The organism is Vibrio sp. TRT 17S01, from assembly GCF_050113695.1.
Lineage (GTDB): Bacteria > Pseudomonadota > Gammaproteobacteria > Enterobacterales > Vibrionaceae > Vibrio.
The window spans coordinates 489395-501991 of the sequence record NZ_JBNJOG010000001.1 but is presented as its reverse complement, the minus strand read 5'-3'; the positions used below and the strand labels follow the sequence as shown (position 1 = coordinate 501991).

The window sequence follows — 12597 nt, the reverse complement described above, 5'->3', positions numbered from 1 at the left end:
TCTGGTTTTGTATTTTTAAAACATCGTTTCTATTTAAATTATAAAATAAATCCATATTATTAGAACGGTAAATCAATTACACCCTTACTAACAATAAATGGAATGCATGGATATGAAACATAGAACCAATCTGTCCCTGATTAGCGCTTCTGTATTGGCTGCGTTAGCATCAGGCTCTGTGATGGCAAACAATGCCGATCCTAATGATGTATTAAATGAAAGTGCGGCCGCAGTTGATCTTGCAACTGAAGCAAAGCAAGCGTTTTATGACAGTTCAACATCCAACCTACACTCTTTCTTATACATTCGAGATCGTGAACAGAAAAACGCTGACGGTGTTTGGGAACCAAACATTGAAAACCAAACGCTACAACTCGCGTGGGATTATAAATCAGGCTACTTCAAAGACACCGTTGGTTTAGATATTTGGGCAAATACTAATATTCAGCTGGGTAATACCACTGGTATGTCTGAAATCCTGTACTACGACCACTCATGTGAAAACAACCCAGCTTACGATGGCAAAGGGTGTGAGAAATCTTACGCAGCCCTTTCTGTTGCCGCACTAAAAGCAAAATTCGGTGATGACGACATCGGCCTGGCACTTCGCGGTGGTTACACGCGCATTAACATTGGTACCATTCGCTCTAGCTGGGGTCTAAACCCACATGCGTATCGTGGCCTTGAAGCAAAAGCTCACTTTGGTGACCTAGTTGTCGGTTATGCGATTGCAGATCAGTTTAAAAATGACTGGCGCAAAGAATTCCTACCAATGACAACAAAATGGCACCAAAACCAAAAGTCAGGCGTTGATACAACAAACACGATCATCGATCATATCCAAACAGTTGGTGCAATCTACAAGTTTGATAACGGTCAAGTGGACCTAGGTTACGGCATTGGTAAAGACTACCGCCAAAACTGGCAAGCGCTTGGTAAGTACAACTTTGATCTAGGCGCAGCAAAGCTTGATCTTTCTGCCTTCTACCACGGCTCAGTGGCCGAAGAAACCGCTCTTACCGACGTTACAGATGCAAAAGCGCAAAGCTACTTAGCGCTAGGTGCAAAAGTGAAACATGGCGGCTTTACATGGATTGCAGGCGTAAGCAGCACGGATACTGACGGCCAAGAGCTCAACTACAACTTCCGCTTAACGCCATGGGCAAACTCCGACAACCGTAACTTCCAGCAAACAACATCTCAGCTAGATGATTACAACACTGATGGTACACGCGCGGTTAAACTTGCGTTGAACTATAACTTTGCTGATTGGGATCTACCTGAGCTAACGGCTGGTATTGGTGGTAACTACGGTACTAACGTACGCTCAAGCAAAACTGAAAAGGAGTACAACGGTACCATGCGTTCTTTTGACTGGAACGTTGGCTACAAATTCCTTGACGGTTCTCTAGAAGGTCTAAACATTCGCGCCTATCGCGGTAAGTTCCGTGGTGATGACATTGTTCATAAAGCCGACCGTAACGACCTGAAACTGCTTATTTCATACAGTGTTAAGCTAAAATAATCTTGCCATCTTAGATACTGTCATTTTTGCCCGGCTTCATCAGCCGGGCTTTTTTGTATCAGTTAGAGATAAAGTGAATACTGCTCAATATCTACTATCCATGATGCGCAGTCATAAAAAAACCTGCTGATATCAGCAGGTTTTTATGTTCATTCGATCATGAATCATTAACCGTGTGGGTATGCCTTGCAACCCAGCTTGGCTGAGATTCTTGCCGCCGCCGCGTGCAATTCCGCAATGTACTCTGTTTTCTTCTCTTCTGTAAAGCGAATGGTCGGCAGAGACACACTCATACCCGCCACCACATTATTAAAGCGATCATAAACCGGGACTGCTAGGCATCTCAGACCAACTTCTTGCTCTTCGTTATCTTCACCATAACCCGCTTCACGAACAGTGACTAACTCATCGATAAGTGACGCTACCGTCTCATGCGTTCGCTCTGTCGATTTAGTAAACTCCACATCTTGAAGAATACGTTTTACTTCCTCTCCTTCACGCTCAGCCAGCAACACTTTACCAATCGCAGTTGAATAAAGCGGGTTACGACGGCCTACACGCGACTGCATGCGTAAGTTGTACTTGGAGTCAATTTTGTGGATATAAATGATGTGGTCGCCATCCAGCGCACCTAAGTGCAATGCTTCCATTGTTAGATCAGAAATGCGGCGCATTTCGATGTCAGCAAGGTCAACCAAATCAACGTACTCTAAAGCAGTAGAACCTAGTTCAAATAGCTTCAGTGTTAAGGAGTAGTTTTCACTTTCTCCTTCCTGAGCAACGTAGCCTAGAGTTTTCATGGTCTGCAAAAAGCGATAAACCGTACTCTTTGACATCATCAGGCGCTGAGCCAGTTCACTAATACCAATGTCTTTTTGAGTACTAAGGGCTTGTAAGATTCCAAATGTTTTAAGTACAGAAGAGACGGATTCAGGTTGTTTCCCGTTAGTCATTATTATTTACCTATATCATATTGCAGCACGGTTTGGTGTTGTTGTGTTTGACTCGACTAAAGCACATAAAAAATATTATGCGCTTATTATTCCAAACCGTGCCCGAAATTTCTGTCAGCATATATTTCATACAATTTAAAATAATGTTCTACAAAAAAAAAGAGGTAATATTCATTTTTTTCGTTCGCCATCTCATAAATAGTGAGTGGTGTGATAACAACCAGTTGAATATTTAAAACTTTGAGAGAAAAGGAATTTACTGTTTGACTTTCACAATCAGCACGCCATTCGATTGTAAGATACTTAATACGCTATTAATTTTCGATTAAAAATAAGAATACTTTAGACGCTATTCTGTTTAATTTGCAAGCATTAACAAATACTAAAACTAAAGAACTAGAAATGATAATTACCGGAAATATATGAGATTTATTCTCAAATACATCGTCACATTTTTATTGAATAAAATAAGCCTCCTATTAAATAGGAGGCTTGTGTTGTCATTCGCCCCAATATTATGGCGCTATGCAATCTTTTTTATTGCGTCCTCCGGGGGCAGTTCTGCTACCGGTACGGCTGAGATCAACTCTTTGGTGTACTCTTGCTGAGGCTGATAGATAACCTGTTCCACATCGCCTTGTTCAACAATATGACCATGCTGAAGCACTAACACTCGGTCACAGAAGTACTTCACAGTTGCAATGTCATGCGTGATCAAAATAAAGGATGTTCCATAAGTGTTTTGGAACTCAATCAACAAATCCAACACCTGAGAGCGCAACGATACATCCAGCGCTGCTGTCGCTTCGTCCGCAATCACTACCTTAGGAATGGTGACCAAAGCACGTGCAATAACGATACGTTGGCGCTGACCACCCGAGAAGGCATGAGGATAACGACTTGAAAACTCAGGCGGTAATCCAACCCACTTCATGATATTACGCACGCGATCCTCACGCTCTTTGGCACTCATTTCAGTCCGAAGTTTGGTGAGTGGCTCTTCGATAATATCAAACACCGTCATTCGTGGGTTGAGTGATGACCACGGGTCTTGAAATATCAAACGTAAATCAGCAAACAGCGGATCGCGTTTTTGACGTTTGTAATCAGATAGCTCCAACTCAATACCAGATTGCTTGTCCATATATTGGATCGAGCCTTCTGACGCAGGAGACATACCTAGAATCGCACGACCCAGTGTACTTTTACCTGAACCCGACTCGCCCACAATACCCAAAGATTCCCCTGGGTACAGCACAAGATTGGCGTTATCTACAGCCGTCATAAACTGCTTTTTCTGGAACATTTTTGCCGGTTTTTCAAAAACCTTAGTAACGCCTTGTAAGTTAAGAATTGGACGCACTGCACCTTGTTTTTCCAACTCAAATGGCACTTTCACTTTTGATGGTTTTTCTAACGCACGCGTCGCTTCCATAAGCTTACGTGTGTATGGATGTTTAGGTGCTTCAAATATCTGACGTACATCGCCACATTCCACCAGCACGCCCTTCTCCATCACAGCAACGCGATCAGAGATTTGTGCAACCACACCTAAGTCATGGGTAATAAACAGAATCGCCATTCCGCATTGACGTTGCAACGCAGCAAACAGATCTAAAATCTCAGCTTGAGTTGTCACATCGAGTGCTGTTGTTGGCTCGTCAGCAATTAGAATATCGGGATTGGAAGCGATCGCCATGGCAATCACAACTCGTTGACGCTGGCCTCCCGAAAGTTCAAACGAATATTTATTGATTAAACTTTCTGGCTCTGGCATCTGTACCTGATGCAATAACTCCACAGCACGCTGATGAGCGCCATCCTTAGTGATGTCAGGATCCACCAAACACAGTACTTCTTTAATTTGGTCTCCAACCGTATGCACTGGGCTCAAAGCCGCCATTGGCTCCTGAGAAACCAGTGAAATGTTAAAGCAACGGATTGAACGCATTTCCTGACTACGCGGGTCAATTTGCGCAATATCGACAATTTGTCCTGTTTCATCTTGATATAGGATCTCGCCTGAATCAATGCGGCCCGGCTTCTCAAGAAGCTGCATGATCGCTGAAGACGTTACCGACTTACCTGACCCTGACTCACCAATGACAGAGAGGGTTTCACCACGGAAAAGATCAAAACTCACCCCTTTTACCGCGTGGAAATGCTCCGTACTGGTCGGGAAGCTCACATTCAGGTCTTTAACTTGTAGAATTTTATTGTTCATTATTTTGCTCCCTGATCATGGTATGGGTCACAAGCATCTCGCAGACCGTCGCCAACAAAGTTCATTGCCAGAATCACTACAACGACAGCCACGGCTGGGATAAGTAGCCAAGAAGCTTCAGCCAAAGCTCGAATGTTCTGTGCTTCTTGCAGTAAGACACCCCAACTTACCATTGGCGCTTGCAAGCCCAAGCCTAAGAAGCTCAGTGCCGTTTCACCCAAAATCATGGCTGGAATCGCAAGCGTCACAACCGCAATAATGTGGCTCAGGAAGTTAGGCACCATATAACGACGGATAATTTCAAACGGACTATTGCCATCAAGCCATGCTGCAGCCACATATTCTTCGCTGCGCAATGACATAAAGCGGCTTCGCACTACCCTTGCCATGTCCGGCCATGAAACAAGGCCAAGAATAATAGTGATCAAGAAATATTTTGTTAGAGAACTCCACTCCGCAGGCAGTGATGCCGAGAGCGCCATCCACAATGGCAATGTCGGGATAGACTTCATGAACTCGATACTACGCTGAATGAAGTTATCAACAGCGCCACCGAAGTAACCAGAAATACCACCAATCACAATCCCTAAAATAAATGTGGTAAATACCCCCATAAGACCCACAGACAATGAGATACGTGCGCCGTAAATAAGACGAGATAACATGTCACGACCCATTCGATCCGAACCAAGAACAAAGAATGGCTGTTTCGGGTTATCTGGCGTAATGAATTTACGATTCATTGGGATAAAACCAAGTAACTCGTACGTTTCTGTCTTACCAAAAAATGAGAAGTAAACTTTCTTGCTTTCATCAAGCGTATAGTGACGCTTTAACGTGCGCGGATCCGTTTTACTCTTGTAAAAATCAAGATGTGGGGCCCAGCGCCAACCCTCTTCGGTGGATTCAAATAAACTCACCGCTTGCGGTGGAGCATAGGTATAACGACGCCAGTTATCACTTGGATCGAATGGTGCAAAAAACTCAGCGAAAATGGCAATGAAGTAAATCCATACTAAGAACCACATGCTGTACCAAGCGAGTTTATGCTGACGTAACTTGAGGCCAATTAGCTGCCACTGGGTTGCCGTTGTTAGATCCAGTTGCTTTTTCTTACGACTGAACAGCCGATCAAATACATTTAATGTTGAAGCGGTCATGACTTAAAACTCCTTCGCTACGCCTACTCGAACTCGTGGGTCAACCCAGTAGAGCAGCAGGTCTGAAATCAAGGTACCGATAATGGTAAGAATCGACATAATCAGCAGAACATCGCCTGCGACATACATATCTTGAGCTCGCAAAGCAGACAGCATCAGTGGCCCAAGTGTTGGAATGTTCATGACCTGACTCACGATAATATCTGCACCAAGCAGTGCTGGGAGCATCCAACCGATGGTAGAAACAATCGGTAAGATAGCGATTCGAACTGGGTACTTCATGATCAATTTAGCTTCAGTTTGCCCTTTTGCTCGAGCTGTTTTCACATACGGCTTTTTAAGCTCATCAAGCAAGTTGGCACGCATAATACGAATGATCCCTGCCATACCAGCCGTGCCCACAACCAAAATGTAAATCCAACTACGAGAAGCAGCATCCATGAACTTTGCCCATGACATTGGCTGGTCCAGAAACTCTTCGGAATAAAGGCCGGACACCATAGTGTCAAAACTGTAGTAACCGATAAGTAGCGCTAGGATTGCAATAACGAAGTTAGGGGTTGCCATGCCAATGAAACCAAAGATGGTTGCGATGTAATCACCCCACGAATATTGACGTAGTGCCGAGTACATACCAATTGGAATTGCCACGAGGAACTGGAATAAGAACACCGCACCCGCTAACGCGACCGTTGGCCAAATACGTGGCTCAATGGTGTCCCATACGGGTTGGTTGTTGGTTAGAGAGATGCCCAGATCGCCAGTCATCAAGCCTAGCATCCAGTCAAAGTAGCGCTCTAGAAGTGGTTTATCCAAACCATACATCTCACGCAAGGTAAAAATCATCTGTGGGTCAACGGTTTGGCCCATTGATTGTAATTCTGCAATTTTTGAAGACGCGAAATCGCCCGGAGGCAAATCGATGACCGCAAAAATCACAATAGATACGGCGAAAACTGTCACCAACATGGACAACAACCGCTTACCTATAAACAGAAAAAAACTGCTCATTTTTGTTCCTTAATTCCAATCCTGCTTAGGAATAATCGCTCTTTAAAATTTGAGTTACTGAATGTGGTTTTCTGCTCTTGATGGGGCACCAATGAAACAGATTTAATACTCAGTCACTCTATTCATTTTTATTAGAACGCATGCGAGTTTATTTTTAAAACGCTTTTTCATTTTTATGATGACACGATCGACATAAATGCGCTGAAGCGTGATCAAGACCAAACTATTCATCTTGAAAACACATCGGGTTTCATTCATTTATTGATGATATTAAAAGTTCTTGTTACCAGAGATAGTTTTAAAGCAGTCACCTATCAGCTGGCATAAAAAAAGCCCCGCCAAAGTGGCGGGGCTTGAATTTGAGGTTAAAGGTTTACTGTTGCTTCCAAATCTGGCTCATTCGCATTGGTCCAGGCGTTGGGAATGTCCATGACTGAGGCATGTTTTCAGGTATATTGCGTAGTTTATTGTTGACCACAACACCCACTGGTAACGCTTCTACCGTACCAATTACATAGAAATTCTCTTGTGCAATATCGATGATTTCTTTCATGTATTTAAACTGCATTTCTTGCGAAGAGTTCTGTTCCACTTTCTTCCAAAGATCCAGCTGTTTCTTCACATGCGCTGGTGGTTCAACGGCAAACTCATTGTCCGGTTCATTCGCCCATAGGTAATAGCCTAGACCCCATGTTGATTCAGGACTAAACGGCATATAGTGACGCGCTTCATCAATAATACCTGCGCCACCATCACCAACAATTGGGATCATGTCGAAGTCATTGGTTAGGCGAAGGTTGATAACGTGGTTGATTTCCAACACACGGATATCAAGGAAGATACCCACGTCTTTCCATTGGTTTTTCACCAACTCAAGCGAATCAGCTAATACGCCTTTGTCGTTAACTTTCGACATTGCTTCAATGCGCAGACGCTCACCATTCTTCAGTAGTCGGTAACCTTCTTTGTCACGCTTAGTTAAACCAAGTGAGTCTAACAACTTGTTTGCTTTGTCTTGATCAAATTCCGTGTACTGCGTGGCCATTTCTTCATCATAGAATGGCGAAATTTCTAATGGCGCAGCTTGATAAGGCCCTACCGCACCGGAGAAAACCGTTTCGCTGATTTCTTCACGGTCAATCGCATGAGACAACGCAATACGGAAGTCTTTATTACTAAACAGTTCACGTTTTAGCGGGTCTTTTGCTGTCTGGTTCAGTGCAATAGCCAGCTCGGTACTGCGTGTATTAGGACGAAACTCGTAGGTGTAACCGCTCTTCTTCTCGTTTTCGATCAATAGTGAACGGTAGTTTGGTTTACCAATGTGACGGTGCTGATAATCAGCCTCACCATTCGCTGCACGCAGAACCATCTCTTCTTGGTCTTCACTGTAACGCCAGCGAACGCTATCTAAGTAAGGTAGCTGATTCCCTTTTGTATCCACTTGCCAGTAATACGGGTTACGCTCAAACTCAGCAAAGCTGGCATTTGGTCCTGGTGGTGTTTTCACTTTCCATGCCGTCAATACTGGGCGGTCAACATTGTTGTAGTGCTCGATAAAGTAATGCGCTTCACAACGTGTTGAAGAATACTGACGCCAAGAGTCAAAACCTGCTGCTTTCGCGTTTTCTTCTGCTTTCGGATTGTATTTCGGAAGGAATTGAGAACAGTAGTGTTTCGGAAATGCTGTAAAGCTTTCACTATCCACCGTCGCTAAGCTGCGAATAAACAAGCCATTTGGCTTCGCCAGCGTAATTTTTACTGTATGCTTATCAATCACTTCCGCTTTCGCCGCTTCGTGCGTTGGCAATGCTAACGGTCGGTTACCGGCATGGCCCGGGTCGCCAATCACGTCATTGATGTAATAAGCAATATCTTCTGCTGTAAACGGTGCACCGTCAGACCATTTAACACCTTTACGTAAGTTAATGGTGAATTCCGTATTTTCAGCATTTGCCGTAAAGCCAGTGGCTAAGTTCGGTACAACCTTAGAGTAGTGAACATCAAAATTGAATAGGTTGTCATACGCGATCGTACGGATGCGGTGACCATTATCGACCACTTTACCCACAAGATTCAGCGTACCACCATATTGGCCAACGGACTCAAATGGCTCAACAACTAGCGGGTTTTCAGGCAAACGCTCAGCCACAGGAGGCAACTGTCCTGCTTCTACTTGCTGTTTCAAAGCAGGCGCTTCACTGTACGTATTTGCCCATGCGGAAAAAGATACCGATGCGGCCACCGCAAGCGCTACCTTGCCTAGTAGAGGTAAGTTTTTGTTATTGTTCATCAGTCACTCCCTGATGTGATTCATGAGATTTAGGGTTAAATTTGGTTAATTAGCCGGATGTTTTCCAGCATGCACTTCCACCAGCAACACCGTTTCACCGGCGACAACGCGCCCTGTCACAGCGGGTACACTTGCATGGGGATGCATTAAATTGGTGTTCGGTGCACAAGGAAAAACGCACGTATCCGCTTTTCCTTCTAGCATTATCAGTTCACTAAATAATTCTTCAGACTCCACCCTCGCGGCCCTTGGTTGTTGGTGGCTAAACCAAGCATTCCAACAATTCACTGCATAGCCCGTCATCACAAAATCCAATGCTTGATCAGCTTTTATTTGATGAAGTCGGACTTCCGTGTCCTTGGTGAATCTTTGGGTTGTTTTCACTTCGCAACCATTAAAAGGCTGCCAAATGGAAACCAGGGCACCGTCAAAAGTGTAGCTATCGGTATTCTTGGTACGGCTAAACCATTGCTGAGTTTCTGGATGGCGGAAGGCAAAAATGTTGTCTCCTGCCCAACCTTGGTCAATCCAGCGACAGCTTTCTACACAAAGCCCATGATCTGAGCTGTAAGCAAATTTGCCGTACTTATCTTCACAATTTCGTAATTCATTCGCGCTAACACCATTGGTGATCAAATAGCTGCCACCACGTCTAACCAGTTGATGATGTTGGCCAATCGCCATTGGAGTCATGCTGTCCGATAATGGCTTCAATTTGGCTTGCCAGAATGGATGATCTTCACTTAGGGCTAATGCATTGAACGCTTTCAACGCCAACATTGGTGATGCGTAACTGGTATAGAATTCACTCGTAAGCAAATTGGGATAAGCGTAACCCGGCAGTAATTGCGCATTGCTGTCCCAAATGAGTTGCTTAGCCCACCACTGCATGGTTTGCTGCCAACAAGTTCGTGCAAGTGCGATATCTACATCACGATGGCCGCAGCGAGCAAGCTCAACCCAGAATGCGGCACCAGCAAAGCGATAATTTAATGATCGACCGTAGCAAAGAGGCTTACCGTCCTCGGCAAACCAGTATTGGTAGCTACGGGAAAACTCAACTGCACGATTTACTAAGCGCTGGCAAAGTTCTCCCTCGCCTTTTCTCCAACGCGCATACATCAAGCCATAAAGTTGAAAAGCAAACGGGTTGTAATAATCGATAACGCCGCCACGCCCGTCTTGGTACCAACCATCGGCTAGATAAAGCTCGTCAACAAACGCGAGATCACGTTGCAGCACTTGTTGATCTGTCTTTGCACCAACCAGTTCTAATGCCGTCAGAATAAGAATACGAAACCAACGCCAGTTATTCGGTGGTAGTTCTAGATCTTTTACCGTCAATAACCAGCGTGCTAATGCGTGTTTTTCGTTATCAGTTAACGGGTCCCAATAATATGCTTGGGCATCAATTATCGCCGTTGCGATAGACGCCATTTCCACCACTCTTTGATCGTAGTGGGTTGGCATTTGCCAATAGTGTTCGCTTTCAGGATCACACCCCTGAACAATCATTTCGCGAATTTGCTGTTGCACCGCGATGTCGCCAGCAGGGGCTAATCCCCACAATAAACGGCATACATGTTCAATCTTCGCAACAGGCTGCGGATAATGCGCGGCACTATTAAAGCGCGGGGTATCTTGAGCTGCCGACATCAATAGCGGGATCTGAAGCTCCGCTATGCGCTCCAGCATTGCCAATGTATTTGGCCGATCTGCAAATCCATACTCATTACTTGTTAGCTGTTTCAAACTCAGTGCCACAAGCCCGCTCTCTTAACAACAAATTCATCAATGAGTGAATTAGAACTCATAAGAATCAATTATTGAAACGCTTTTTTAGATTTATGATAAGAAGATCAAAACTACGTTTCATTTTTTTAATTCAACAAGCACCCAGCTCACAATTTCAGACAGAAAGAAACAATATAATTAAAACGCAATTTCATTTTTATAGGATAAGGTATGAATCTGGCTTTACTTCTGATGGATCAAACGCGTGCAGATATGCTCGGATGTTATGGACATGACATTGTCAACACACCCAATATGGATAAGATCGCCGCTGATGGTATGCGCTTCAATCAAGCATTTTGTGCATCGTCAGTCTGTACACCATCGAGAACGTCGCTTTTTACTGGAAAAATGCCATCGCATCACGGCGTCATGTGTAACTCAGACAAAGAAGGTGAGAAATGTGATGTCCCCGTCGAAGATGCAAATTTGATTTCAGAGTTCGAGGGCCATCAACATCTCTATATTGGCAAGTGGCACATTGGACATAAAAAATTACCCAGTGAGTATGGGTTTGTGGGTCACAACTTCGATGGTTATGCCTACCCCGGTAGCGGCGTTTATCAAAACCTTGCCTTTGATAGTGTTCCCCAAAATGGCAATCGTTACTTGGAGTGGCTTAATGAGAAGGGATTTGAAATCCCACACGTAACCGAGTGCACGTTTGGCAACAATCCTAATCTACAAATTCAAGAGTTTTACGCGCGACTCAATGCCCCTGTTGAAGCGTCTATCCCCTACTTTTTAGTCGATGAAGCGATCAGCCACATCAAACAGTGTCTTACTCAGCAACGTCCCTTTACGTTATGGCTCAATTTTTGGGGCCCACACACACCTTGCGTGATCCCTGAACCGTACTTTTCCATGTATCAACCTGAGCAGGTTACGTTGGATAAAAGCTTTTATGCGCCATTGAAAGGCAAGCCCGAGCATTACACCAATATCGCAAAAATGTGGGGCGTGTGGACATTGGATGAACAAGAATGGAAACAAATCATCTGTAAATACTGGGGTTACATCAGTCTAATTGACGATGCGATAGGCAAATTGATCGATTTTCTTGAGCAACAAAACCTTTATGACGAAATGTTTATGGTGGTCTCAGCTGATCATGGTGACGCCATGGGCGCACACCGTATGATTGAAAAAGGTGAGTTTATGTTCGATCAAACCTACCGCATTCCGCTAATCATTAAAGACCCCAAAAGCCCTTCTCCTAACTCAACAAACAATGAGCTCGTCTATCTACACGACGTCACGGCAACCTATGCGCACTTGGCATCAGGAAAAACACCCGAATCTTTTGACGGCCACTCACTATTGCCGCTGCTAAGAGACCAAGTGTACCAACCAAGAAAAGGAATTCTTGCCCAACAAAACGGGCATTTTACGCCATACCCTCAGCGAATGTGGCGCAATCAAGAATACAAATTGGTGTTCAACGCCAGTGGAAAGAGCGAACTGTATCACCTCACGCATGATCCTGAAGAAATGGAGAACCTGATTGACCACCCTGATTACCTCGACGTTAAGCAAACGCTATTAGCTGAGATGTATCAAGAAATGCAGCAATATCATGACCCACTATGCACTTGGTTCTATCGTATGATGGCGGTAATTTAACCCTATTAACAGGC

At 44.3% G+C, this 12597-nt stretch carries 8 protein-coding genes; 2 read left to right on the top strand and 6 right to left on the bottom strand.

Annotated elements, in window-relative coordinates:
- The first annotated feature begins 97 nt into the window (after nucleotides 1–97).
- Nucleotides 98–1525, top strand: coding sequence for an OprD family outer membrane porin (locus ACQEXS_RS02185; RefSeq protein WP_367988877.1), 1428 nt, complete (start codon nucleotides 98–100; stop codon nucleotides 1523–1525).
- Between the two features lie 167 nt (nucleotides 1526–1692).
- On the opposite strand, the gene kdgR is transcribed toward ACQEXS_RS02185, so the two are convergent.
- The 6 genes from kdgR to ACQEXS_RS02155 form a co-directional block, all read right to left on the bottom strand.
- The gene (kdgR, locus tag ACQEXS_RS02180; RefSeq protein ID WP_427012641.1) at nucleotides 1693–2478 is read right to left on the bottom strand and encodes a DNA-binding transcriptional regulator KdgR; all 786 of its coding nucleotides are present in this window, start codon (nucleotides 2476–2478) and stop codon (nucleotides 1693–1695) included.
- A gap of 523 nt (nucleotides 2479–3001) precedes the next feature.
- Nucleotides 3002–4702, bottom strand: coding sequence for a dipeptide ABC transporter ATP-binding protein (locus ACQEXS_RS02175; protein WP_367988875.1), 1701 nt, complete (start codon nucleotides 4700–4702; stop codon nucleotides 3002–3004).
- The gene (locus ACQEXS_RS02170) at nucleotides 4702–5862 is read right to left on the bottom strand and encodes an ABC transporter permease (protein ID WP_427012640.1); all 1161 of its coding nucleotides are present in this window, start codon (nucleotides 5860–5862) and stop codon (nucleotides 4702–4704) included. The genes ACQEXS_RS02175 and ACQEXS_RS02170 overlap by 1 nt, the downstream gene beginning before the upstream one ends.
- A 3-nt stretch (nucleotides 5863–5865) precedes the next feature.
- Nucleotides 5866–6873: an ABC transporter permease gene (locus tag ACQEXS_RS02165; protein ID WP_367988873.1), complete on the bottom strand. Its 1008-nt coding sequence runs from the start codon at nucleotides 6871–6873 to the stop codon at nucleotides 5866–5868.
- A gap of 373 nt (nucleotides 6874–7246) precedes the next feature.
- Nucleotides 7247–9166 (bottom strand): ABC transporter substrate-binding protein, encoded by a 1920-nt coding sequence (locus ACQEXS_RS02160; RefSeq protein WP_427010197.1) that lies wholly within the window; start codon nucleotides 9164–9166, stop codon nucleotides 7247–7249.
- Nucleotides 9167–9211: 45 nt separating this feature from the next.
- Nucleotides 9212–10930 (bottom strand): DUF2264 domain-containing protein, encoded by a 1719-nt coding sequence (locus tag ACQEXS_RS02155; protein WP_427012639.1) that lies wholly within the window; start codon nucleotides 10928–10930, stop codon nucleotides 9212–9214.
- Between the two features lie 201 nt (nucleotides 10931–11131).
- On the opposite strand from ACQEXS_RS02155, the gene ACQEXS_RS02150 reads away from it, so the two are divergent.
- Nucleotides 11132–12583, top strand: a complete 1452-nt coding sequence (locus ACQEXS_RS02150) for a sulfatase-like hydrolase/transferase (RefSeq protein ID WP_427012638.1) — start codon at nucleotides 11132–11134, stop codon at nucleotides 12581–12583.
- Nucleotides 12584–12597: the final 14 nt, after the last annotated feature.

Coding starts and splice junctions, on each gene's coding strand:
- ACQEXS_RS02185 (WP_367988877.1), top strand. CDS start 98: ATGGAATGCATGGATATGAAACATAGAACCAATCTGTCCCTGATTAGC.
- kdgR (WP_427012641.1), bottom strand. CDS start 2,478: ATGACTAACGGGAAACAACCTGAATCCGTCTCTTCTGTACTTAAAACA.
- ACQEXS_RS02175 (WP_367988875.1), bottom strand. CDS start 4,702: ATGAACAATAAAATTCTACAAGTTAAAGACCTGAATGTGAGCTTCCCG.
- ACQEXS_RS02170 (WP_427012640.1), bottom strand. CDS start 5,862: ATGACCGCTTCAACATTAAATGTATTTGATCGGCTGTTCAGTCGTAAG.
- ACQEXS_RS02165 (WP_367988873.1), bottom strand. CDS start 6,873: ATGAGCAGTTTTTTTCTGTTTATAGGTAAGCGGTTGTTGTCCATGTTG.
- ACQEXS_RS02160 (WP_427010197.1), bottom strand. CDS start 9,166: ATGAACAATAACAAAAACTTACCTCTACTAGGCAAGGTAGCGCTTGCG.
- ACQEXS_RS02150 (WP_427012638.1), top strand. CDS start 11,132: ATGAATCTGGCTTTACTTCTGATGGATCAAACGCGTGCAGATATGCTC.